Below are 23,551 nucleotides of genomic sequence, written 5' to 3' on the forward strand. Positions count from 1 at the left end.
ATGAGCCGGCGGCGTTCCTGAACTCGCCTTGACAGGCTCTGGCATGCGCGGCGGTGCTTCGCCGCGTTCCTGACGCGAGGGCGCGCTGGCGCCAGCACTGGCGGTCATTGGCTTGAAATGCCTCTAAATTTGTCCGATATATAAGACAATTACAACATTTTTGATTGATGTATCGGACATTAGTCGCTGTTTGTGTTCCTGCGCAATCGATGTTGTTTCATCGAAAAATGTCTGATATTCCAGGCAAATCCTTCTGAAATGATTAAAGTATCGGACACCATGCCCAGAATCTTTCAGGCGCAGTTCCCGTCGATCGAAAAGCAGGTGCGCGCATTGGCCGCGCGCATGCGCACCGCACGGCTGCGCCGGCGCATCACCACCGTGCAATTCGCGGAGCGGGTAGGCATCTCGCGCGACACGCTCCATCGCCTGGAGTCGGGTGACCCCCACATCGCGTTCGGGACCTACATGCGTGCGCTGCGTGTCCTGGGCCTGGAGAAGGACATGGACGCCGTGGCCAGCGATGACGTCCTGGGCCGCAAGCTGCAGGACCTGGCGCTGGTTGCTCCCCGCACCCGACGGAGCGCGTCGCCAGCAAAGGCGCCGCTCGCCCATGGCGAAGAAGACTGAGCGCAGGTCGTACGAGGTCCATCTGGACGCGCCCGAACTCGGCCTGCGGCAGCAGGTCGGCACGCTGCACCGCCATGAGACCCGCACCGACGTGCCGCCGGCCTTCGAATACGCGCCGGCCTGGCTCCAGAGCGCGTCGTGCTTCATGCTCGATCCTCGGCTCGATCTCTACGGAGGCGAGCAGCACCCACCCCGCGGAACAACGGCCTTCGGGATCTTCATGGACTCGGCGCCCGATCGCTGGGGTCGCGTCCTGATGGAGCGCCGTGAGGCCGTGGTCGCCCAGAGGGAAGGGCGCAAGATGCGCGCCCTCCAGGACCTCGACTTCCTGCTCGGCGTGCACGACCTGACGCGTTCCGGCGGGCTGCGCTTGCGTGCAGCGCCCGACCCTGCGCTGGCAAAGGCGGGCCGGGCGATCGAGCCGAATCCCTTCCTCGACGACAGCGCGCATGCGGCGCCTCCGGTGACCGATCTGCAGACCTTGGCGCATGTCAGCGCCAGGCTCGAGGAGCCGGGTGTGGAGCGCATGCCGGAGTACGAACGTTGGCTCTCGATGCTCATCGCACCAGGCACCTCGCTGGGCGGCGCGCGGCCCAAAGCCAACTTCACCGAGACCGACGGCGCGCTGTGGATCGCCAAGTTTCCCGCCCACGAGGATCGGCACGATGTCGGTGGCTGGGAGCACGTGGTGCACCAGTTGGCTCGTCGCGCGGGCATCGCCGTGCCGGATTCCCGCGCACTCCGATTCGGCGAGGGCTACCGCACCTTCTGCGTGCGCCGCTTCGACCGCACGCCCGCCGGACGGCGCATGTATGCCTCGGCCATGACGATGCTGGAGCGGCAGGACGGCGAAGAGGGTGCGAGCTATCTGGACCTGGCCGAGTTCATCGCGGACAACGGGGCCAAGGGCCAGGTGGAGGCTGATCTCGCGCAGCTCTTTCGCCGCATGGTCTTCAACATCCTGGTCGCCAATCGGGATGACCACCTGCGCAACCACGGCTTCATCCGGGAGGCCACGGGCTGGCGGCTCTCCGCCGCCTTCGACATCAACCCCAACCTTGCCAAGGCCGAGCATGCCCTGAGCATCGATGGGCACAACGCCTCGCCGGACATCGACGTCGCGCTGGCCACCGCAGAGCTCTACCGGCTCGACGCCGCCGCGGCCAGGGCCGTGCTCGACGAGGTGTCGAAGGTGGTCGGCACCTGGCGGGCCACGGCGGAAGCCCTGGGCATGGCCGGCACCGAGATGGCGCGAATGGCACGGCTGTTCGAGTCTTGAGCAGGCTGCCGTTCACATTCACGCCATAATCCCGCCCCATGTCCACCCTGCGCCGCATCACCCTCCTGCACCGTTGCGTGCTGGCGTGGTTCCTGCTGTCGCTGGGTGTGGCGGTCGCGGCGCCCATCGTGCATCCGCAGGCGATGGAGCTGGTGTGCTCGACGGCCGGCATGATCAAGGTGATCGTGCAGACCGACGATGGCGCGCAGGAGCTCGGGACCGTCGGCACCGACTGCCCCTTGTGCCTGTTGGCCGGCGCACCGCCGCCCACCCTCGCGCCGATGAAGATCGCGGCCCCGCTGCCGCTGGCCCGTGCGGTGCAGTCGATCCCCGCGGCACGCATCGCCGCCGCCACCGCCGCGCCGCTGCCGGCGCGCGGGCCGCCCTCTCTTTCCTGAAGTCCCATCGCTGCATCCCCCGCGTGCCTTGACGGCGCGCGTGCGACTGCACCTTCGAGGGTCCGCGACCGTCCGATCCCGCATCGGCGGCCTCGCGGCAAGCGACTGCGCATCGCGCGGTCGCGTTCTTCAGTGAGTGAGTGTTTCCATGTCCCGTTCTTCTTCCCTCGACCGCGCCCTGCGCGCGCGTCGTTCCCTTCTGGCCGCCGCATCGCTGATGGCCTGTGCCGGCGCGATGGCCCAGTCCGCCACCGCCTCGCTGCCGCAGGTCGAGGTCTCCGACGATGCCCCGCGCGGCAACGGCCGGCTCAACCTCGACGCGCCGGCCGAGACCGGCAGCCGGCTCGGCCTGAGCGTGCGCGAGACGCCGGCCTCGGTCACGGTGGTCAACCGCGCCACCATCGACGCGCGCGGCGCGCTGGACACGCAGGAGATCCTGCGCGCCGTGCCCGGCATCACAGCCCACAACGCGCCGGGCTCGATCGGCGTGAGCTACCGCGGCTTCGGCAGCGGCTCGCTGTCGCAGATGTTCAACGGCATCAACGTGCAGTACTCGATCGCGGCGCGGCCGGTCGACAGCTGGATCTACGACCGTGTCGAGGTGATCGGCGGGCCGTCGAGCTTTTTGTTCGGCGCGGGCGGCGTGGGCGGCTCGATCAACTACATCACCAAGCTCGCCGAGCGCAGCGACTTCTCCGAAGTGCAGCTGCGCGCCGGCAGCAACGACCTGAAGGAGGCCTCGCTCGGCCTCAACCGCCGCATCGCGGGCGACGGCGGCGCGGGCAGCCACTACCTGCGCATCGACCTCAACCACCGCGACACCGGCAGCTGGACCGACGGCACCGATGCGCGCTCGACCCAGCTGGCCGCCTCGCTGCTGTCGGACCTCGGCGGCGGCCTGAGCCACACGCTGGCCTACGAGTACCAGAAGGAGCAGGTCGACCGCCCCTACTGGGGCACGCCGGTGCTCAACCCGGCCCTCGGCACGCTGCGCGTCGACCCGGCCACGCGCTTCAAGAACTACAACAGCGCCGACGGCATCTATGCGCAGGAAGTGCAGTGGCTGCGTTCGATCACCGAGCTGCGCGCCAGCGACACGCTGCAGTTCAAGAACACCTTCTACGTCTACGACGCGCTGCGCGACTACCGCAACGTCGAGAGCTACCGCTTCAATGCGAACAACACCGCGGTGATCCGCTCGGGTGCACTGCTGCAGCGCCATGACCAGACGATGGTGGGCGACCGCCTCGACGGGCTCTACCAGGGCAGCCTCGCCGGGCTGCGCAGCGACTGGTCCTTCGGGCTCGACCTGAGCCGCAACCGGCAGACGCGCTTCCCCAACAGCCTGCCGGCGACCGTGAGCACGGTGAACCCCTACCAGTTCACGACCGAGAACTTCCTCAACGTGCCGGGCATGCAGCCGGGCTTCAACCCCGACCGCAACAACGAGATCCAGACCACCGCGCTCTACCTGGAGAACCGCACCGCGCTGCGGCCCGCGCTCAACCTCGTGACGGCGCTGCGGCACGAGCGCATCGACCTCGAGCTCACCAACCAGCGCGCGGTCACGGCCGCCAGTCCCGCGAGCTTCAGCCGCAGCTACAACCCGACCACCGGCCGCATCGGCCTGGTCTGGGACTTCGCGCCAGGCGCCAACCTCTATGCGCAGTACGCGACCGCGGCCGACCCGCCCTCGGGCGTGCTGTCGACGGCCTCCTTCTCCGACGTGATGAACAACAGCGAGCTCACGACCGGGCGCCAGTTCGAGATCGGCAGCAAGCTGGACTTCTGGCAGGGCAAGGGCACGGCCACCGTGGCGGCCTACGACATCACGCGCAAGAACATCGCCACGCAGGATGCGAACAACAGCGCGCTGACCGTGCTGGTGGGCCAGCAGTCGGCGCGCGGCGTGGAGGTGGCGGTGGGAATCCAGCCCACGGCGCGATGGTCGCTGCAGGGCAACTTCACTTATGTCGACGCGCAGTACGACCAGTTCCGCCAGGGCGGCGTGTCGTTGGCCGGCAAGACGCCGACCAACACGCCCTCGACCGTGGCGAACCTCTGGGTGTCGTATGCGATCACGCCGGCCGTGCAGGCCAGCGTGGGCGTGCGCCACGTCGGCAAGGTCTATGCGGACGCCGCCAACACCATGACCTGGCCGGCCTACACGCTGCTCGACCTGGGCCTGAGCTGGAAGATCAACAGGTCGGTCACGCTGGTCGGCCGCGTGCGCAACGCCACCGACAAACTCTATGCGGCCAACGTGAGCAGCACCCAGGCCTACCTCGGCGCGCCGCGCACCGCCGACCTCACGCTGCGCGCGGCGTTCTGAAGAGGGCGACGCGATGCTGCCCCATGCCAAACGCTGGCTGTTCCTGGTCCACCGCTGGCTGGGCATCGTCGCGTGCGCCTTCTTCGCGATGTGGTTCGTCTCGGGCGTGGTGATGATGTACGTGGGCTATCCCAAGCTCACGGCCGAGGAGCGGCTGCAGCATCTGCCGCCGCTCGATGCCTCGGCGCCGCTGATGGGGCCGCGGCAGGCGCTCGATGCGGCAGGGCTGCAGGGGCCGCTGCAATCGCTGCGCCTGGCCGCGGCCAGCGGCGGCCGCGCGGTGTACCTCGCGGTGCCGGCGCAAAAGCGCGCCACGGTGGTGGTCGACGCGCAGACGGGTGCCGTGCTGCGCGCGGTCGACGAGGCACGCGTGCTGGCCAGCGCGCGCGCCTATGCGGGCCCCGGCGTGGCGCTGCATGCCGACGGCACCATCGACGAAGACGCCTTCAGCCATTCGCGCGGCCTCGATGCGCACCGGCCGCTGCACCGCGTGCAGCTCGACGACCCGGCCGCCACCCGGCTCTACATCTCGGGCACCACCGGCGAGGTGGTGCGCGACGCGCCGCGCGCCGAGCGCCTCTGGAACTACGTGGGCGCCTGGATCCACTGGCTCTATCCCTTCCGCGGCAACGTCTTCGACCCCTACTGGGCCGACATCGTGAACTGGCTGTCGATCCTGGGCATCGTGGCCACGCTCGCGGGCACCGTCGTCGGCGTCATGCGCTGGCGCTTCGCGGGCCGCTACAAGAGCGGCTCGCGCTCGCCCTACCGCGGCTTCATGATGCGCTGGCACCACATCACCGGGCTGCTGTTCGCGCTGGTCACGCTGACCTGGATCTTCAGCGGCCTGATGTCGATGAATCCCTGGCGCATCTTCGACAGCGGCGCGCCCGCGCTGCGCGTGGCGGCGATGAACGGCGGGCCGCTGGTGATCGGCGAACGCGACGCGGCGCCCGCGGTGCTGCTGGCCGCGGCCGGGCGCGAAGTGCGCGAGCTGCAATGGGAGCGGGTCGACGGCCGCACGCTGGTGCTGGCGCGCGGCGCGGCGGGTCGGCCGCAACTGCTGGCCTCCGAAGGCGGGCGGACGGCGATCGACGAGGCCGCATTGAAGGTGGCCGTGGCGCGCCTGCTGCCCGATGCGGTCGCGCGCATCGAGCTGCTTCGGGCCTACGACCTCCACTACTACGCGCGCGATGCCCACACCATGATGGGCGGCACCGAGAAGCCGCTGCCCGTCTGGCGCGTGGTGTTCGACGATGCGCAGCAGACCTGGGTGCATGTCGATCCTTCCACCGGCGCCGTGCTGGGCCGCAGCGACCGCACGCGGCGCGCGAGCCGCTGGCTGTTCGCGATGCTGCACAGCTGGGACTGGCTGCCGCTGCTCGAGCGCCGGCCGCTGTGGGACATCGTGCTGGTGCTGCTGAGCCTGGGTGGTGCGGCGCTGAGCCTGACCGGCGTGGTGATCGGCTGGCGCCGGCTGGGCAAGAAGCTCGGGGCCGCGAGAGCTTAGGCGCGCAGTGTTTCAGCGATGCGCTGCGCCGAACCGAAGGCCAGCGTGAAGCCCAGCGCGCCGTGGCCGGTGTTGAACAGCATGTTGGCCGGTGCGGCCGCGCGCCGGCCGATGATCGGCAGGCCGGTGGGCGTGGCCGGGCGCATGCCGGTCCAGGGGCTCGGGTCGTCGAAGCGCTCGATCTGCGGGAACACCGCGCGCGTGGCCGCGGCCAGCGTCTCGATGCGGTCGGCGGGGATGCGCGTGTCCTCGCCCACCAGCTCGGCCATGCCGGCCACGCGCAGCCGCGAGCCGATGCGCGCGAACACCACCTTGCGTGCGCTGTCGGTCACGCTCACGCGCGGCGCGGCGCCCACGGCCTCGTCCACCTCGAGCGTGATGCTGTAGCCCTTGAGCGGGTACACCGGCAGCGAGCTGCCCAGCTTGCGCCCCAGCCGGTGCGAGGCCGTGCCCAGCGCCATCACGAAGGCATCGGCCTCGACCGTGCCGCCATCGCCGGTGCGCACCGCGGCCACGCGGTCCTTGCGGATCTCGAAGCCCTGCACCTCGGTGCCGAGCAGGAAGCGCACGCCGCGCGCGCGCAGCGCCTGTTCCAGCGCCAGGCAGACCTTGAGGCAATCGGCCGCGCATTCGCTGGGCGTGTGGACCGCGCCCGCGATGCGCGCCTGGTAGCCGGCCAGCGCCGGCTCGATCGCCACGCACTCCGCGGGCGTGACCAGCGTCTGCGTGCTGCCCATGCGGCGCTGCAGCTCGACCTGGCGGCGCGCACCCTCGAGGCCCTGGGCGTTCTGATAGAGCACCAGCTTGCCGGTGGCGGAGAAGTCGCAGTCGGGGGCGAGCTCGGCGCGCATGGCCTCGAAGCCCAGGCGGCTGGCCGCGGCCAGGGTGAGCAGCGCGGCCGTGCTCTCGCGCGAGGTCTGGGCGTTGCAGGCGGCCATGAACTCGATGCCCCAGCGCCACTGCAGCGGGTCGAGCCGCGGCCGCAGCTTGAGCGGGGAGTCGGCGGCCAGCAGCAGCTTGGGCAGCTGCTTCCAGATCGACGGATCGGCCAGCGGCTGCACGTAGGAGTAGCTCAGCTGCGCGCCGTTGCCGCCGCTCGCGCCCGCGCCGGGGGCGGCACGGTCGATCACGGCCACATCATGGCCGTCCTGTAGAAGCTGCCAGGCCGTGGCGAGGCCCACGATGCCGGCCCCCAGCACGCACACGCGCATGGCTCGTCCTTTTCTTGTTGTCGATTGCTGCAATGCCGCAACTCTAGGCGCCACGAGGCCATCGTGGAAATGCCAAAAGCACCCACACCCATAGCCGGAACGCATGGGTGGGCCCACGCATAACTTTGGGGCATGGGGCAGGGCGCAAAAGGAATGATGGCTTTCCTGTGACAACTTCCTACACTGGCTGTCCGCGTCGGTCTTCGACGTCCTCCCCACCCGAACATTGAAAGGGCTCGCATGAAACTCTCCGTACTGATGGCTGCCATCCTGCTGACCGCCACCGGCGCCCAGGCCGCCGACACGCTGGCGAAGATCGCCGCGGCGAACAAGATCACGATGGCCTATCGCGAATCGTCGGTGCCCTTCAGCTACCTGGACGGCCCGAGCAAGCCCATCGGTTTCTCGGTCGACCTGTCGAACGCGATCGCGGCGGAAGTGAAGAAGAAGCTCAACAAGCCGAACCTCGAGGTGTCGTGGATGGCCGTGACCTCGCAGAACCGCATCCCGCTGCTGCAGAACGGCACGGTGGACGTCGAGTGCGGCTCCACCACCAACAACAGCGCGCGCGGCAAGGACGTGGCCTTCGCGATCAACCATTTCTACACCGGCACCCGGCTGCTGGTGAAGACGAATTCGGGCATCAAGAACTACGCCGACCTCAAGGGCAAGAAGGTGGCGATCACCACCGGCACCACCAACATGCTGGTGGTGCGCAAGTACAACGAGGACAAGAAGCTCGACATCGACATCGTGTCGGCCAAGGACCATGCCGATGCGCTGCTGCTGGTCGAGAGCGACCGCGCCTCGGCCTTCGCGATGGACGACATCCTGCTGTACGGGCTGCGCTCCAACTCCAAGAGCCCGGCCAGCCTCGAGGTGGTGGGCGACGCGCTGCAGGTCGAGCCCTACGCCTGCATGCTGCCCAAGGACGATCCGCAGTTCAAGGCGCTGGTCGACGGCGTGATCGTCGGCCTGATGAAGTCGGGCGAGTTCGAGAAGCTCTACAACAAGTGGTTCCTCGGCCCGATCCCGCCCAAGGGCCTGCCGGTCGGCCTGCCGCTGAGCGACGAGCTGCGCGAGAACATCAAGACGCCGAGCGACAAGCCGGCGACCTGATACGGGGGTGACTGACATGACGCAGGTGGTCGGCATCCTGGGGGGCATGGGCCCGGCGGCGGGCGCCGACTTCGTGCGGCTCTTCGTCGACGCCTGCGCCCAGCACATGCGCGCGGCGGGCGAGCCGGTGCGCGACCAGTCCTTTCCCGAGCACTGGCTCGCGCAGGTGCCGGTGCCCGATCGCAGCGGCGCGCTCGAGCGCACGGGCGAGGGCGCGCACCAGCCGCTCGAGCCGATGCTGCAGGCGCTGGGTCGGCTGGCCGCGCTGGGCAGCCGCGCGGTCGCGATCGCCTGCAACACCGCGCATGCCTGGCACGCCACGCTGCAGCAGCGCTTTCCGCAGATCGAGCTGCTGCACGTGGCGCGCGAGGTCGCGGCCCATCTGTCGGCCCGCGGCGAGACCCAGGTCGCGCTGATGGCGACCGAAGGCACCTACCGCGTGCGCCTCTACGAACAGGCGCTGGCCGACAGCGGCCTGCCATGCCACCTCCCGACCGCCGAGGAGCGCCGCATGCTGATGCGCGGCATCTACGAGGGCGTGAAGGCCGGCGACCTGCCGCTGGCCGAGGAACTGTTCTCCGAAGTGGCCCTGCGGCTTTCGCAGCGCCATGGCGACGTGGCCATCGTCATGGGCTGCACCGAGGTCCCGCTGGGCCTGCAGGGCGCGGCGGCGGTGCAAGGGCTCAAGCTGGTCGATCCGGCCCGGGTGCTGGCGTCCGCATTGGCGGAGCGCGCCTACGCCAGGCCTTAGGGATCTGCCCTACATTGCAGCAGCGCCCCTCGCGGCGCGCGCCTGCCGGTGCACCTCCCGCGCCGCGCATCCCCCTTTGCAATGTCCCGTCCCTTCCCAGGAGTGAGCATGTCTTCCCTCGACGATCCGCGTTCCGATCTGCAGGCCGATTTCGATTCGCTGCGCCCCGGCGACAGCACCGCGCAGGGCGCGACCCGCCGCACCGCGCTCAAGGCCGCGCTGGGCGTGGGCTACGCCGCCGCCACGCTGCCGATCGCGGCACAGACCGCCATCACGACCTCCGACGACGGCCTGCAGGCCGGCCCGATCAGCTACACCGTCGACGGCTTCAAGGTGCCGGCCTATGCGGCCGCGCCCTCGGGCAGGACCGGGCTGCCGGTGATCCTCGTGATCCAGGAGATCTTCGGCGTGCACGCGTACATCGCCGACACCTGCCGCCGATTCGCCAAGCTGGGCTACCTGGCCATCGCGCCCGAGCTCTACGCGCGCCAGGGCGATCCCCGCAACTACACCGAGATCCCCAAGCTGCAGAGCGAGCTGGTGTCGACGGTGCCCGATGCGCAGGTGATGGCCGACCTCGACGGCGCGCTGCGGTACGCGGCGCTCAACGGCGGCGACGTGTCCAAGGCCGGCATCACCGGCTTCTGCTGGGGCGGGCGCATCGTCTGGCTCTATGCCGCCACGGGCAAGGTCAAGGCCGGCGTGGCCTGGTACGGCCGGCTGGTCGGGCAGCCCAGCGAGAACACGCCGCGTCACCCGGTCGACGTCGCGGCCACGCTCAAGGCGCCGGTGCTCGGTCTTTACGGCGGCAAGGACCAGGGCATCCCGCTCGACACTATTGATAAGGTAAAATCAATTCTGGCGACCGGATCGGACGCCGCCAGGATTTCGCAATTCGTCGTGTACCCCGAAGCGGGCCATGCCTTCCATGCCGATTACCGGCCGAGCTACCTCAAGGAGCCGGCCGAAGACGGCTGGCAGCGCGCACTGGCCTGGTTCAAAGCCAACGGCGTCGCCTGACCCCTCCGGGGGCGGGCGAACGCTCCCGCCGGCATGACGAAAAGCCGCCCTTCGGGGCGGTTTTTGTTGGGGGATCGAACCCGCGGGCATCGCGCCCGTGCACTGAGAGAACGCAAGAAAAACGTCATGAATTTGCTGATCATCCTGGCCGCCACCCTGGTCGCGGGCATCGGAAGCGTCTGGGTCGCCGCACTGCTGATGCGCGTGGGGGTGCGCAGCAGCGGCGGCGTCAACCCGCAGCACCTGCTGAGCCTGGCCGCGGGCGCACTGCTGGCCACGGCCTTCATGCACCTGCTGCCCGAAGCCTTCGAGAGCGGCATCGAGCCCGCGATGCTGTTCGCCGCGCTGCTGTTCGGCGTGGTGTTCTTCTTCCTGCTCGACAAGGCCGAGCTCTGGCACCACGGGCACGAGCACAACGCGGCGGAAACGCAGGACCACGGGCACCACGGCCATGCGCACGCGCACGGCCACGCGCACGCCCATGCCCCGCGCTCCGGCGGCTGGGCCGTGCTCACCGGCGACAGCGTGCATTGCTTCGGCGACGGCATCCTGATCGCCTCGGCCTTCATCGCGGACATGCGGCTGGGCCTGGTGGCCGCGCTGGCGGTGCTGGCGCACGAGGTGCCGCACCACATCGGCGACCTGGTGGTGCTGCGCCAGACCTCGGCCAATCCGCGTGCGGCCTTCCTCAAGGTCTCGCTGGCCGGCACCATGACCGCGCTGGGCGGGCTCGCGGGCTGGTGGCTGGTCGACCAGCTGCATGGCTGGCTGCCGTACTTCCTGGTGCTGGCGAGCAGCAGCTTCGTCTACGTGGCGCTGGCCGACCTGATCCCGCAGCTGCAGAAACAACTGCCGGCACGCCAGACCTTCGCGCAGATCGCCTGGCTGGTGGTCGGCATCGTGCTGGTCACGCTGGTGAGCCGGCTCGCGCATGGCGGGCATGAACATGGCCACGCGCATGACCACGGTGGCGCCGGACATTCGCACCGCGACGAAGCGGCGCACGGCGCCGACCCCAAGCACTGAGCGGGATCGGGTTGCATGCGCGCGCGAACAGGCGCAGCATGGGTCACCTCGTTCCGTTCTTGCTGGAGACCCGTGCCATGACCGCTGCCGACCCGCGCCCGCGCACCGTACCGCCCTTGCTGGCGGACGATGCCAACGACCTCGACGACGCCGAAGAGAGCCTGGGCGACAGCCTCGATGTGTCCGAGCCCTCGGCCACCGACGAACTGTCGGAGGAGACCGGCATCGACCTCAGCGATGCGAGCGAACTCGACGCCGACAACGTGCCGGCGGACGAAGAGCACGACCGGATCATGCAGGCGCCGGACTGAGGGCGACACGCGTCTTCACGGGGCCGCGCAGAGCCGGCCCCGCCTCTCTCACACCGCTTGAGGCCGTGCGTGCGCCGTGGAAGAAGCCGGCGGCACATCGCTGATCAGGGCCGTGGCTCGTCGCCGGGTCGACGGCCCTGCGGCGGCTGCGGATGCTGCTGGCGCGCCTGCTGCTCCTGCGCCTGGCGTCGCTGCTGCTGCTGCTGGGCCTGCTCCTGCTGTTGACGCTGCGCCTGCTCCTGCTGGTGGCGCTGCTGCAGCTGGGCCTGTTGTTGTTGTTGTTGCTGCTGTTGTTGATGGGCCTGCTCGGCTTGCCGGCGCTGTTGTTCCTGTTGCTGCCGTTGTTGCTGTTGTTGCTGTTGTTGCGCCTGAGCTGCCTGCTGCCGCTGCTGCTCCTGTGATTGGCGTTGCCGCTCCTGGGCCTGTTGCTGCTGCTGTTGTTGCTGCTGGCGACGCGCCTGCTCCTGTTGCTGCTGTTGTTGCGCCTGCTGTGCCTGCTGCGCCTGCGCTGCCTGCTGCCGCTGCTGCTCCTGTGATTGGCGTTGCCGCTCCTGGACCTGTTGCTGCTGTTGCTGCTGGCGACGCGCCTGTTCCTGTTGCTGCTGTTGCTGCTGTCGCACCTGGTCCTGCTGCCGCGCCTGCGCGTCGATCTGCTGGCGCCGTGCCTGCTCCTGCTGTTGGCGCGCCTGTTGCCGCTGGTCCTGCTGGGCCCGCTGCTGTTGTTGCTGGCGCACCTGTTCCTGCTGCTGCCGCTGGCGCTGCTGCTCCTGCTCGACCCGGGCCTGTTCGCCGCGGCGCTGCTGTTCGGCCGCCTGCTGCTGCCTGCGCGCCTCTTCCTGCTGGCCCTGCTGCTGGCGTTGCTGCAACTGCTGGTTCTGGGCCTGCATCTGCTGCTGGCGCTGCTGTTCCTGCTGCTGCCGCACCTGGTCGCGCTGGGCCTGCATCTGCTGATCGCGCTGGCGGGCCTGCTGGTCCTGCAACTGCCGTTGTTGCTGTTGCTGTTGCTGCTGCTGGAACTGCCGCTGCTGTTCCGCCTGCACCAGTTGCGCCGACGGCTGGGGCTGCGGCGGCTGCGACCGCGGTGCGGGTGCGTTGTTGTTGTAGACGTTGCGGATGTTGTTGTTGACGATGGTCTCCGAACGCGAGACGTAGGTCGACTGGTTGTAGATCACGGCCGGCCGGGTGGGTGGGCGCTGTTCCGGCGGCCGGCCATCGGGCCGGCGCGGGTCGCGGCCGCGGTCGCCCCAGTTCATGCCCCATGCATTCCAGCCCCAGTCGTGGCGCTGGATCGCGCTGCCCACCACCACGCCGAGCCCGAAGGTCAAGGCGCCCGCAGTGGCGATCTGCGCGTTGCTGTAGCGCGGCTCCACATAGACGGGCGGCGGCGGGGCATAGGCATAGCCCGGGTACACCGGCACCGGCTCGCCGTAGATCCGCTGCGGGTCGTAGCTGGGCACGTAGACCAGGTCGGGCTGGGCCGGCGCGATGGTGATGAGCTCCGGTGGCGCCTCGATGATCGGCGGCCCCGCATAGATCGGCTGCGCGTTGGGGTCGGCCCGGTACACCGGCGCGGCCGTCGCTGCGGCCACCTTGAGCTGCGGCGTGCTCTTGAGCCGGCCCGCGCGCTGGGCGCGGGTGCGCATCACCTGCACCGCGTTGAGCACGTCGGTCGGGTCGTTGTAGTAGGCCTCGCCCAGCGCGGTGGTCCAGGGCAGGTTCTTCGCCATCTGGTCGAGCACCGTGCGGAAGGCGGTCAGCGACTTGATGCTCGGGTCCCAGGGCTGGCGCTCCGCGGCGTCGGCCAGGGGGCCGGCCTTGAGCTGCGCGTTCTGCGCGAGCCAGAGGTCGGCGGCCGTGACCTGGTCCGGGTAGGTGGCGCCGGCCAGCACCTGCGCCACCAGCTTGTCGGGGTAGAGCGCGATCGGCGCGACCAGCTGGGTCAGCTGCTCGGCCGTGGGCGGCACGTAGGCGGGTGGCGGCGGGGGCGCGGGTGCCGGTGGGGGGGCTGCGGCTGCGGCCACCGCGGGGGCCGCGGCCGGCGCGGCGACCGGGGCTTCGGCCGGCTTGTTGTCGCAGCCCGCGAGGGCCAGCACGGCCGCGCCGATGGCGGCGAGCATCAGGCCGGCGCGCGGCGCGGATCGTTGGAGTGGAGCCATGGTCTCGCTTCCTGGTGAGGTCGAACAGGGACGGCGAGCGCGCGCATCGTCTGCCTGCGTGTGCCGCCTTCCTCTCAACGTTCACCCTGGCCCCGGGGCCGACGCCATGTGTGTCAGTGCGTTTCGGCCCCGCGTGTCAGCGCCGGGGCCGCGGCGGGCGGCCGCTCAGTTCTTCGCGCCGCCGCCGTAGGCCGTGACGCTCTGCGCATCCATGCGGTAGCCGGCCACGCCCATGCCCGAGTCGCTGCGCGCGGTCTTGAGCGTGCCGACCACCCAGACCGCGTCCATGGCGCGGAACTTCGCGGCCTTGGACGGGTGCACGTGCAGGATCTGGTTGGCCGGCGGCGGCGGCGTGTGGATGCAGGCGCCGAAGTAGGGCACCAGCAGGAACTCGGTGATCTCGCCGGCCTTCTTCTGCTCCAGCGGCACGATGTAGCCGGGGATCTTGACCTGCGCGCCGTCGAGCGACGCATTGACCGGCGCGTTGTCGAAGGCCTGCTGCATCTTCTTCATCAGCGCGGTCGCGCGCGGGTCGCCGTCCTGCAGCCGGCCGATGTCGGTGGCGCTGAAGTCCTTCATCGGGTCCCAGTCCTTCGGCACCAGCTCGTCCCAGACGATCTCGCGCACCGCGCCCGGCCGGGCCTTGGCCGGCGCCGCGGGTTCGGCCGCGGGCGCTGGCAGCAGGGCGAGGGTGCCCGCGGTGAGGACGAGGGCGCGCAGCAGGTGGAGGGGCTTCATGGCAAGTGTCCTGGGTCCAAGGGCGAAGTATCCGGTTTCATCAAAGACGTGGCGACAGCCCGTCGGCCAGCGAGAGCCGGTAGGCGCGCAGCGCGGGCAGCAGGCTGGCGAGCCAGCCGGCGCCCAGCAGCGCGGCCAGCAGCAGCGCCTCGTTCGCGGTCGGGGCCGACAGCGCCAGTGTGAGCCCGAAGTGTGACTGCAGCCAGGGCGACAGTGCCGCGATGCCCAGCGCCGCGGCGGCCGTGCCGACGAGCACGCCGGCCAGCGTGACCAAGGCGCCCTCGATCGCCAGCAGCGCCAGCACATGGCGCAGGCCCGCGCCGGCCGCGCGCAGCACCGCGAGTTCGCGCCGGCGCTGGTCGAGGCCGGCCAGCACCACCGACACCAGGCCCGCGAGGCTCACCAGCGCGACCAGCGCCGACATCAGCAGCAGCGCGTTCTCGCCGACGCCGACCATGTCCCACAGCGCATCCAACGCCACGCCGGGCAGCACCGCCATCAGCGGCTCGCCGCCGTAGGTCGAGACCCAGCGCTGCACGCCGAACACCGCCGCGCGGTTCTTCAGGCCGACCAGCGCGGCCGTCACGTTCTTGGGCGTGAGGTCGAGCTGGCGCACCTGTTCGGCCGACAGCCGCAGGCCGGGCAGCGGTGCGCCGCCGCGCCAGTCGGCGTGGAGGGCCTCCATCGCCTCGAGCCCGATGTGCACCGTGCGATCGACCGGCGTGCCGGTGCGCGCGAGGATGCCGACCACGGTGAAGGGCTTGTCGGCATGCTCGGCCACGATCAGCTCGCCCGTGCCGTGCGCCAGCGTGATGCGCTGGCCGACCCGGTAGCCCAGGCGCTCGGCCACTTCGGCGCCCACGACCGCGTCGAACAGGCCCTCGAAGGGCCGGCCTTCCTGCAGCGCCAGCGGCTGGCGGTCGCCGTAGTGGAAATGCGTGAAGTAGGCCGGCGTGGTCGCGAGCACCGCGAAGCCGCGGTGCGAATCGCCCAGCGACAGTGGCACCACCCAGTCGACGCCCGGGTGCGCCGACAGCGCCTGAACGCTGGTCCAGGCGATGTTGTTGGTGGCCGCGCCGATGCGGAACACCGAATAGAGCAGCAGCTCGGTCGAGCCGGTGCGCGCGCCCACGATCAGGTCGGTGCCCGAGACGGCCGACGAGAAGCTGTCGCGCAGCTGCGTGCGGATGCGTTCCACGCCCAGCAGCAGCAGCGTCGACAGCGCGATCGACAGCACCGTCAGCAGCAGCGTGAAGCGCCGGTTCCAGGCGCTGCGCCAGGCGATGGAGAACAGCGCGCTCATCGGGCGGTGGCGGCGCGGTTGAGGTCCGGCAGCCGGAGTTCGCGGGCGAAGCGCGCGGCGATGCGCTGGTCGTGGCTCACGAACACCAGCGCGCTGCGGTGCGCGGCGCAGGCCGCCAGCAGCACCTCGAGGAAGGCCTCGCGGTGGCCTTCGTCGAGCGCGGAGGTGGGTTCGTCGGCGATCACCAGCTCGGGCTGGCCGATCAAGGCGCGCGCCGCGGCCACGCGCTGCTGCTGGCCCACCGACAGCTGCAGCGCCGGGCGGCGCCACAGGGTGCGATCCAGGCCCATGCCCGCGAGCAAATCCTCGGCCTGGGCGCGCGGCGTGCCGTGCTGCCGCGCGGCGCGGCTGCGTCGGCGATCGGAAAAGCGGCAGGGCAGCAGCACGTTGTCGAGCACGCTCAGGTAGGGCAGCAGGTTGAACTGCTGGAAGATGTAGCCCACGTGCGCCACGCGGCAGCGGTCGCGCGCCGCGCCCGAGACCGCGGCCCAGTCGTGGCCCAGCAGCGTGGCGCGGCCGCTGTCGGCCACCAGCACGCCGGCCATCAGCGACAGCAGCGTGCTCTTGCCGCAGCCGCTCGGGCCATGCAGGAACAGCGTGTCGCCGGCCCGCACCTCGAGCCGCTCGATGTCGATGCACGGCGCCGCGGCGCCCGGCCAGCCGAAGCGCAGCGCTTCGATGGCGAGCACCTGGCTCATGGCCGCTTCATCGCCGCGTCACTTGCCCCACGCGAGCCGCGCGTTGGGCCGCTTGAGCGTGCGCTTGAACTGGCCCTGGGGCGAGACGATCTGGGCCTCGATCTGGCGCGGGCCCTTGAAGGCGGTGAACAGCGCCACGTCGATGAACTTCACGGCCGAGGCGGTGGCGCAGTTGAAGGCGAAGGTGGCGTCGATGTCGGCATGGGCGCCGGCCGCGGGCGCCGCGGCATCGGCCTTGCCCAGGCCCAGCACCGGCGCGCGCAGCTCGACCGGGCCCAGCTTGCAGTTGCCGGCCGGGTCGATGGCGAACAGGGTGTCGGCGGCGCGCAGCCTGGCCACGGCCTCGTCGACCGTCTTCTTCTCGGCGTCGTTGCGCGGCGCGCGCTCGAAGCCCAGGAAGTTGTCCAGCGGCGCGTCCATCGTGATCACCACGGTGGGGCCTTCGACCGCGACGTCGAGCTTGACCTGGCCGTGCACATGCGCGGCCTGCTGCGCCTGCGCCGCGAAGGGCAGCGCGCACAGGGCAGCGGAGAGAAGGAGAAGAAGACGGGACAGTCCTCGGTTCATGGTTCGGCGCCTTGCCGGGTCGGCAGCCCCGGCGTGTTGCTCCATTCGCTCCAGCTGCCGGCATAGAGCGCGGTCGGCCCCAGGCCCGCGATGCGCATCGCGATCAGGTTGGGCAGGGCGCTCACGCCGCTGCCGCACTGGTGGACGACCGTCGAGGGATCGCGTCCGGCCAGCAGGGTGTCGAATTCGGCGCGCAGCTGCGCGGCGGGCTTGAACTTGCCGTCCGGACCGATGTTCTCGGCGAAGGGGCGGTTGAGCGCCCCGGGGATGTGACCGGCGATCGGGTCCAGAGGTTCCACTTCGCCGCGATATCGTGCGCCGGCGCGGGCGTCGATCAGCGTCTGGCGCGCATCGCCCAGGCCGGCCGCGACCTGCTGCGTGCCGACCAGCGCCACGCGCGGTGCCGAAGGCACGAAGTTCGACTGGAAGTGCGCCGGCTCCTCGCCCTGCGCCACCGCGCCGCCCGCGGCCTGCCAGGCCTGCAGGCCGCCGTCGAGCACCGCGACGGCCTCGTGGCCCATCCACTGCAGCATCCACCAGAGCCGGCCGCAGTAGTTGGCGCCGTTGCGGTCGTAGACCACGGCCTGCATGCCGTTGGTGAAGCCCACGCTCGAGAGCCAGGTCGCGAACTTCTCGCGGCTGGGCAGCGGATGGCGGCCGCCCGAGGCGGGCACGCCGTCGTCGTGCGCCACCACCACCGCGCCGTCCTTGCCGGGCAGGCCGTGAGGGGCGCTGAGCGCTTCGTCGAGGCTGGCGTACACCGCGCCGGCGATGTGCAGCGCGAGGAACTGGGCGGCGCCGGCCGCGGGCTTCATCAGGTCGAAGCTGCAGTCGAAGACCATCAGCGGCGTGCCGGCGGCCTGCAGGGCCTGCAGCTGTTCGGCGGAGATCAGGGTGTCGTAGCGGGAGGTGGCCATGGGAACTCCTTGCGGGAACGGGGGGGACAAACGTCAGTGTTCTTCGGCCGGCGCCTTGGGCAGCGAGCGCTGGCGCAGGAAGGTGGCGGCGATGCCGCTCGCGATGATCAGGCCCATGCCGGCCCAGCCGCTCAGGTCCAGCCGGTCGTCGAACAGGAAGACGCCGTAGAGGGCCGCGAAGATGATGCCCGAGTACTGCAGGTTGGCGACCAGCAGCGTGCCGCTTTCGGACTTGGCGGTGGCGTAGGCGCGCGTCATGCACAGCTGGCCCAGTGCGGCGAGCACGCCCACGGGCAGCAGCCAGGCGGCATGGGACCAGGACCACTGGGCCCAGGGCGTGAAGCCGTCGATCACCGTGACCAGCCCGCCCGCCACGGCCGAGCCGACCGCGAAGTAGAAGACGGTGCGGGCTTCGGGTTCGCCGGCGCGCGAGAGCGCCACCACCTGCATGTAGGCGAAGGCGGCGGTCATGCCCGAGAACAGGCCCATCAGGCTGGCGAAGCCCTGGCTGCCGTCGACGCTGGGCTTGAGCATCAGCACCACGCCCGCGAAGCCGACCAGCACCGTGAGCGCCATCGTCCCCTGGAACGGCGGCCGCGGAATCCTGCCGTCGCGCCCGGGCACCGGCATCCAGGCCAGCAGCGCGCCGCCGACCAGGAAGGCCGCGATCCAGACGCTGCTCATGTAGTTGAGCGTGACCGCGGTGGCCAGCGGCAGGTGCGCGATCGCATAGAACCAGGCGCCCAGCGAGACCACGCCGATCAGGCTGCGCCAGGCATGCATGCCCGGGTAGCGCGTGCCCAGCGAGACGCCGCGGTTGCGTGCCAGCAGCCAGAGGAAGACGATGCCGATCAGGCCGCGGTAGAACACCAGTTCGGCGCTGGTGAACCAGGCCGAGGCGATCTTGACGCAGAGGCCCATGGTCGCGAAGAAGAGTGCGCCCAGCACCATCCAGAGAGCTTGCATTTTCAGTCTTCGTGCGCCGGCAGCGGTTCGGTATCAGTCATGAGGCACCGCGGGACCGGCGCCGCCGAGTCAGGGGTGTGGGCGTGGCGACGGTCCGTGTCCTCAGGCCGCGGGGGCGAGCCGAGACCTGTACCACTCGTGGAACTGCTGCATGCCGTCTTCCATCGGGCTCTGGTAGGGGCCAGTCTCGTTGTCGCCGCGCAGCATCAGCGCGCGGCGGCCGGCGTCCATGCGCTCGGCGATCTCGTCGTCTTCCACGCAGGTCTCCATGTAGGCGGCCTGCTGGGCCTCGACGAACTCGCGCTCGAAGGCGACGATTTCCTCGGGGTAGAAGAACTCGACCATGTTGAGCGTCTTGGTCGGGCTCACCGGGTGCAGCGTCGACACGGTCAGCACGTGCGGGTACCACTCGATCATCACGTGCGGGTAGTAGGTCAGCCAGATCGCGCCGTACTTGGGCGGCTTGCCGTTGCGGTACTGGAGCAGCTGCTCCTGCCACTTCTGGTAGACCGGGCTGCCCGCGCGGCCGAGCCGGTTGGCCACGCCCACGGTCTGCACCGAGAACTCGCGGCCGAATTCCCAGCGCAGGTCGTCGCAGGTCACGAAGCTGCCCAGGCCGGGGTGGAAGGGGCCGACGTGGTAGTCCTCGAGGTAGACCTCGATGAAGGTCTTCCAGTTGTAGTTGCACTCGTGCAGTTCGACGCGGTCGAGCGCATAGCCGCTGAAGTCGAGGTCGGCGCGCGGGCCCAGGCCGGCCAGGTCGGCCGCCACGTTGCGGCCGCTGCCGTCGGCGTTCTTCTCGAACAGCAGGCCGTTCCACTCCTCGATCGGGTAGTTGTGCAGGTTCAGGCAGGGGTCCTGCGCGAAGTGCGGGGCGCCGATCAGCGTGCCGGTGGCGCGCGGGTCGGCCGCGGCGTAGGTCCAGCGGTGCAGCGGGCAGACGATGTTGCCGCCGGTCTTGTTGTCGAGCTGGCCGCGGCCCTGCAGGATCAGCGCCTGGCGGTGGCGGCAGACGTTGGAGATCAGCTCCACGCCCTTGGGCGTGTGGACCAGCGCGCGGCCGTCGTGCTCCTGCGGCAGGGTATGGAAGTTGCCCAGCTCCGGCACGGACAGCCGGTGGCCGACGTAGCGCGGTCCATTGGCGAACAGCGTCTGCAGCTCGCGAGCGAAAAGGGCTTCGTCGAAGTACGCGGAAACCGGAAGTTGGCTCTGAGCCGGCTGCAGTTGAAGACTTAAATCAGACATGGGTGACCTGACCAAGCTCCCCACAGGGAGGAAAAAGGAAAAGAGGCGCCGTCTGGCGGATGCGACGGCCCGAAAAGAACATCGCCGGCGGGCGCCGGCGTGGAGGAGGGGCGATTGTACCCGGCCGACCTTTTCCTGCATCCCGAAGCACCAGCGTCCCCAGAAGCGCACATGGCATTTTCCCGCGCCGGGACCGCCGGCGGGGCCGGTTTCTGGGGTGCGCGACGGCACGCGGCGCTGTGGAAACTAAAATGCGACGTTTCATCCACGATCTCCCGCATGCCCAAGGCGCTTCCCCCTCTTTCCCAGACCGGTCCCGACACCGGGCCCCTGCCGGCCAGCTACGAAGCCGGGCTGCAGGAACTCGAACGGCTGGTGAACGAACTCGAGTCCGGGCAATTGCCGCTCGACCAGTTGCTGGGCAGCTACCAGCGCGGCGCGGCCCTGCTCGGCTTCTGCCGCGACCGGCTGCAGGCGGTGGAAGACCAGATCAAGGTGCTCGACGCGGGCCACCTCAAGGCGTGGTCGGCCGAATGACCGCCGCTCGGACGGCAGCGGGCTGGGACGCGCAGCGCCTGGCGGCCTGGAGCGGGCCGCATCTTTCCAGCGTCGAAGCGGCGCTTTCGGCCTGGGTCGGGGTGGATGCGCCGGTGCAGCTGGGCGACGCGATGCGCTATGCGGTGCTCGACGGCGGCAAGCGCCTGCGCCCGCTGCTGGTGCTGGCCGCCAGCGAGGCGGTGGGCGGCGTCGCTGCCGCGGCCCTGCGCGCGGCCTGTGCCACCGAATTGATCCACGCGTACTCGCTGGTGCACGACGACCTGCCCTGCATGGACAACGACGTGCTGCGCCGGGGCAAGCCCACGGTGCACGTGCAGTTCGGCGAGGCCGATGCGCTGCTCGCGGGCGATGCGCTGCAGGCGTTGGCCTTCGAGCTGCTCACGCCCGACGACGGCAGCGTCGCGCCCGCGGTGCAGGCCGCGCTGTGCCGGCTGCTGGCGCGCGCGGCCGGCAGCCAGGGCATGGCCGGCGGCCAGGCGATCGACCTGGCCAGCGTGGGCCTGGCCCTGGACGAAGCGCAGCTGCGCGAGATGCACCGCCTGAAGACCGGCGCGCTGCTGCAGGGCAGCGTCGACATGGGCGCGGCCTGCGCGCAGCAGGTGGCGCCCCGGGCGCTGGCCGCGCTGAGCGCCTACGGCGCGGCGCTGGGCCTGGCCTTCCAGGTGGTGGACGACATCCTCGACGTCGTCGCCGATTCGCAGACCCTGGGCAAGACCGCCGGCAAGGATGCCGCGGCCGACAAGCCGACCTACGTGTCGCTGCTGGGCCTGGACGGCGCGCGCGCGCAGGCGACCCAGCTGCTGGGCGAGGCCCTGGCCGCGCTCGAACGCAGCGGCCTGCCCGACACGAATGCGCTGCGTGCGCTGGCACACATGGTCGTGGACCGCGACCGATAACAAGAACACATCCCATGGCCGAGCTGCTCCCCACCATCCACGATCCTTCGGTCCTGCGCCAGTACGACCGTGCCCAGCTCAAGCAGCTGTCCGACGAGGTGCGCGCCTGCGTGCTGGACAACGTGTCGCGCACCGGCGGCCACCTGAGCTCGAACCTCGGCACCGTGGAGCTCACCGTCGCGCTGCACCACGTGTTCAACACGCCGCACGACCGGCTGGTGTGGGACGTGGGCCACCAGACCTACCCGCACAAGATCCTGACCGGCCGGCGCGAGCGCATGCCCACGCTGCGCCAGCAGGGCGGCATCTCGGGCTTCCCGCAGCGTGCCGAGAGCGAGTACGACACCTTCGGCACCGCCCATTCCTCGACCAGCATCTCGGCCGCGCTCGGCATGGCGATGGCGGCCAAGCAGAAGGGCGAGGACCGGCATGCGGTGGCCATCATCGGCGACGGCGCGATGACCGCGGGCATGGCCTTCGAGGCGCTCAACAACGCGGGCGTGTCGGACTGCAAGCTGCTGGTGATCCTGAACGACAACGACATGTCGATCAGCCCGCCCGTGGGCGCGCTCAACCGCTACCTCGCGCAGCTCATGAGCGGCAACTTCTACGCGGCCGCGAAGAACGTGGGCAAGAGCGTGCTGCGCGCCGCGCCGCCGCTGTTCGAGCTGGCCAAGCGCTTCGAGCAGCATGCCAAGGGCATGGTGGTGCCGGCCACGCTGTTCGAGCAGTTCGGCTTCAACTACGTCGGCCCGATCGACGGCCACGACATCGATTCGCTGGTGCCCACGCTGGAGAACCTCAAGCAGCTCAGCGGCCCGCAGTTCCTGCACGTGGTGACCAAGAAGGGCCAGGGCTACAAGCTGGCCGAGGCCGACCCGGTGGCCTACCACGGCCCGGGCAAGTTCGATCCGCAGGTGGGCCTGGTGAAGTCGACCACGGTCGCCAAGCAGACCTTCACGCAGGTCTTCGGCCAGTGGCTGTGCGACATGGCGGCCCAGGACGGACGCCTGGTCGGCATCACGCCCGCGATGCGCGAAGGTTCGGGCATGGTGGAGTTCGAACAGAAATTCCCGGCCCGCTACCACGACGTCGGCATCGCCGAGCAGCATGCCGTGACCTTCGCCGCCGGCCTGGCCTGCGAAGGGCTCAAGCCGGTGGTCGCGATCTACTCGACCTTCCTGCAGCGCGCCTACGACCAGCTGATCCACGACGTGGCGATCCAGAACCTGCCGGTGGTGTTCGCGCTCGACCGCGCGGGGCTGGTGGGCGCCGACGGTGCCACGCACGCGGGCGCCTACGACATCCCCTTCGTGCGCTGCATCCCCAACATGAGCATCGCCTGCCCGGCCGACGAGCGCGAGTGCCGGCAGCTGCTGAGCACCGCCTACGCGCAGAACCATCCGGTGACGGTGCGCTACCCGCGCGGCGCGGGCGCCGGCGTCACGCCGCATCTCACGCTCGAGGCGCTGCCCTTCGGCAAGGGAGAGATCCGCCGCGAAGGCCGGCGCATCGCGATCCTGGCCTTCGGCTCGCTGCTGTATCCGGCCTTGAAGGCCGCCGAGTCGCTCGACGCGACGGTGCTCAACATGCGCTGGGCCAAGCCGCTGGACGTCGAGCTGCTGCTGCAGGTGGCGGCCACGCACGAGGCCTTCGTCACGCTGGAGGAGGGCGCCATCATGGGCGGCGCCGGCAGCGCGGTGCTGGAGGCGCTGCAGGCCGCGAAGGTGCAGAAGCCGGTGCTGCAGCTGGGCCTGCCCGATGTGTTCATCGAGCATGGCGATCCGGCGAAGCTGCTGGCGGGCGTGGGGCTGGATGCGGCGGGCATCGAGCAGTCGATCGTGGAGCGCTTCGGCCGCGCCTGATCCGGTTTTGCTCCTTCCCCCTCTGGGGGAAGGCTGGGATGGGGGCTTGCATCGC

The 23,551-nt window shown here is 70.2% G+C and carries 22 protein-coding genes; 13 read left to right on the forward strand and 9 right to left on the reverse strand.

Going from position 1 to position 23,551, the window contains the following annotated elements:
• Positions 1–279 precede the first annotated feature (279 nt).
• The 5 genes from QTI20_RS00765 (at position 280) to QTI20_RS00785 (ending at position 6,149) form a co-directional block, all read left to right on the forward strand.
• Complete coding sequence (locus QTI20_RS00765; RefSeq protein ID WP_286574124.1) at positions 280–630, forward strand: helix-turn-helix domain-containing protein; 351 nt, start codon at positions 280–282, stop codon at positions 628–630.
• On the forward strand, positions 614–1,909 hold the full coding sequence (locus tag QTI20_RS00770) for a type II toxin-antitoxin system HipA family toxin (protein WP_286550784.1): 1,296 nt from the start codon (positions 614–616) through the stop codon (positions 1,907–1,909). Before QTI20_RS00765 ends, QTI20_RS00770 begins: the two co-directional genes overlap by 17 nt.
• 38 nt (positions 1,910–1,947) lie before the next feature.
• On the forward strand, positions 1,948–2,307 hold the full coding sequence (locus tag QTI20_RS00775; protein ID WP_286550783.1) for a DUF2946 family protein: 360 nt from the start codon (positions 1,948–1,950) through the stop codon (positions 2,305–2,307).
• Positions 2,308–2,524: 217 nt separating this feature from the next.
• Positions 2,525–4,639: a TonB-dependent receptor gene (locus QTI20_RS00780; protein ID WP_286551018.1), complete on the forward strand. Its 2,115-nt coding sequence runs from the start codon at positions 2,525–2,527 to the stop codon at positions 4,637–4,639.
• A 13-nt stretch (positions 4,640–4,652) separates the two neighbouring features.
• The gene (locus QTI20_RS00785; protein ID WP_286550782.1) at positions 4,653–6,149 is read left to right on the forward strand and encodes a PepSY domain-containing protein; all 1,497 of its coding nucleotides are present in this window, start codon (positions 4,653–4,655) and stop codon (positions 6,147–6,149) included.
• On the opposite strand, the gene QTI20_RS00790 is transcribed toward QTI20_RS00785, so the two are convergent.
• A complete protein-coding gene (locus QTI20_RS00790; protein ID WP_286550781.1) occupies positions 6,146–7,360 on the reverse strand; it encodes a D-amino acid dehydrogenase in 1,215 nt (404 codons plus the stop codon). The two genes, QTI20_RS00785 and QTI20_RS00790, sit on opposite strands and share 4 nt — an antisense overlap.
• Before the next feature lie 240 nt (positions 7,361–7,600).
• Here QTI20_RS00790 and QTI20_RS00795 point away from each other — a divergent pair, with 240 nt between their 5' ends.
• From QTI20_RS00795 to QTI20_RS00815, 5 genes are all read left to right on the forward strand, one after another.
• Positions 7,601–8,479, forward strand: coding sequence for a transporter substrate-binding domain-containing protein (locus tag QTI20_RS00795; RefSeq protein ID WP_286550780.1), 879 nt, complete (start codon positions 7,601–7,603; stop codon positions 8,477–8,479).
• A gap of 16 nt (positions 8,480–8,495) precedes the next feature.
• Positions 8,496–9,230 carry an aspartate/glutamate racemase family protein gene (locus tag QTI20_RS00800; RefSeq protein WP_286551017.1) on the forward strand — a complete coding sequence of 245 codons (735 nt, stop codon included), beginning with the start codon at positions 8,496–8,498 and terminating at the stop codon, positions 9,228–9,230.
• Between the two features lie 108 nt (positions 9,231–9,338).
• The gene (locus QTI20_RS00805; protein WP_286550779.1) at positions 9,339–10,250 is read left to right on the forward strand and encodes a dienelactone hydrolase family protein; all 912 of its coding nucleotides are present in this window, start codon (positions 9,339–9,341) and stop codon (positions 10,248–10,250) included.
• Positions 10,251–10,376: 126 nt separating this feature from the next.
• Positions 10,377–11,276 carry a ZIP family metal transporter gene (locus QTI20_RS00810; RefSeq protein WP_286550778.1) on the forward strand — a complete coding sequence of 300 codons (900 nt, stop codon included), beginning with the start codon at positions 10,377–10,379 and terminating at the stop codon, positions 11,274–11,276.
• Positions 11,277–11,353: 77 nt separating this feature from the next.
• The gene (locus QTI20_RS00815; RefSeq protein WP_183027258.1) at positions 11,354–11,587 is read left to right on the forward strand and encodes a hypothetical protein; all 234 of its coding nucleotides are present in this window, start codon (positions 11,354–11,356) and stop codon (positions 11,585–11,587) included.
• 104 nt (positions 11,588–11,691) lie between these two features.
• On the opposite strand, the gene QTI20_RS00820 is transcribed toward QTI20_RS00815, so the two are convergent.
• The 8 genes from QTI20_RS00820 to QTI20_RS00855 all read right to left on the reverse strand — a co-directional run bounded on the left by QTI20_RS00820 (position 11,692) and on the right by QTI20_RS00855 (position 20,177).
• On the reverse strand, positions 11,692–13,743 hold the full coding sequence (locus tag QTI20_RS00820; protein ID WP_286550777.1) for a DUF3300 domain-containing protein: 2,052 nt from the start codon (positions 13,741–13,743) through the stop codon (positions 11,692–11,694).
• 165 nt (positions 13,744–13,908) lie between these two features.
• A complete protein-coding gene (locus tag QTI20_RS00825) occupies positions 13,909–14,481 on the reverse strand; it encodes a DUF3299 domain-containing protein (protein ID WP_286550776.1) in 573 nt (190 codons plus the stop codon).
• A 40-nt stretch (positions 14,482–14,521) separates the two neighbouring features.
• Complete coding sequence (locus QTI20_RS00830; RefSeq protein ID WP_286550775.1) at positions 14,522–15,784, reverse strand: ABC transporter permease; 1,263 nt, start codon at positions 15,782–15,784, stop codon at positions 14,522–14,524.
• Positions 15,781–16,482 (reverse strand): ABC transporter ATP-binding protein, encoded by a 702-nt coding sequence (locus QTI20_RS00835; protein WP_286550774.1) that lies wholly within the window; start codon positions 16,480–16,482, stop codon positions 15,781–15,783. Before QTI20_RS00835 ends, QTI20_RS00830 begins: the two co-directional genes overlap by 4 nt.
• An 18-nt stretch (positions 16,483–16,500) precedes the next feature.
• Positions 16,501–17,049 carry a DUF2796 domain-containing protein gene (locus QTI20_RS00840; protein ID WP_286550773.1) on the reverse strand — a complete coding sequence of 183 codons (549 nt, stop codon included), beginning with the start codon at positions 17,047–17,049 and terminating at the stop codon, positions 16,501–16,503.
• A complete protein-coding gene (locus QTI20_RS00845) occupies positions 17,046–17,966 on the reverse strand; it encodes a sulfurtransferase (RefSeq protein ID WP_286550772.1) in 921 nt (306 codons plus the stop codon). Before QTI20_RS00845 ends, QTI20_RS00840 begins: the two co-directional genes overlap by 4 nt.
• Before the next feature lie 33 nt (positions 17,967–17,999).
• Complete coding sequence (locus QTI20_RS00850; RefSeq protein WP_286550771.1) at positions 18,000–18,932, reverse strand: DMT family transporter; 933 nt, start codon at positions 18,930–18,932, stop codon at positions 18,000–18,002.
• A 102-nt stretch (positions 18,933–19,034) separates the two neighbouring features.
• Positions 19,035–20,177, reverse strand: coding sequence for an aromatic ring-hydroxylating oxygenase subunit alpha (locus QTI20_RS00855; RefSeq protein WP_286550770.1), 1,143 nt, complete (start codon positions 20,175–20,177; stop codon positions 19,035–19,037).
• Between the two features lie 279 nt (positions 20,178–20,456).
• On the opposite strand from QTI20_RS00855, the gene xseB reads away from it, so the two are divergent.
• Genes xseB through dxs form a run of 3 tightly spaced genes read left to right on the forward strand, consistent with a single transcriptional unit; the run spans position 20,457 to position 23,496 of the window.
• Complete coding sequence (gene xseB / locus QTI20_RS00860) at positions 20,457–20,714, forward strand: exodeoxyribonuclease VII small subunit (protein ID WP_183026029.1); 258 nt, start codon at positions 20,457–20,459, stop codon at positions 20,712–20,714.
• Entirely contained in the window at positions 20,711–21,631 is a 921-nt protein-coding gene (locus QTI20_RS00865; RefSeq protein ID WP_286550769.1) for a polyprenyl synthetase family protein, read from the forward strand. The genes xseB and QTI20_RS00865 overlap by 4 nt, the downstream gene beginning before the upstream one ends.
• Positions 21,632–21,645: 14 nt before the next feature.
• A complete protein-coding gene (gene dxs / locus QTI20_RS00870) occupies positions 21,646–23,496 on the forward strand; it encodes a 1-deoxy-D-xylulose-5-phosphate synthase (RefSeq protein WP_286550768.1) in 1,851 nt (616 codons plus the stop codon).
• Positions 23,497–23,551: the final 55 nt, after the last annotated feature.

Source organism: Variovorax sp. J2P1-31 (assembly GCF_030317215.1).
In the GTDB taxonomy this organism is placed as follows: domain Bacteria; phylum Pseudomonadota; class Gammaproteobacteria; order Burkholderiales; family Burkholderiaceae_C; genus Variovorax.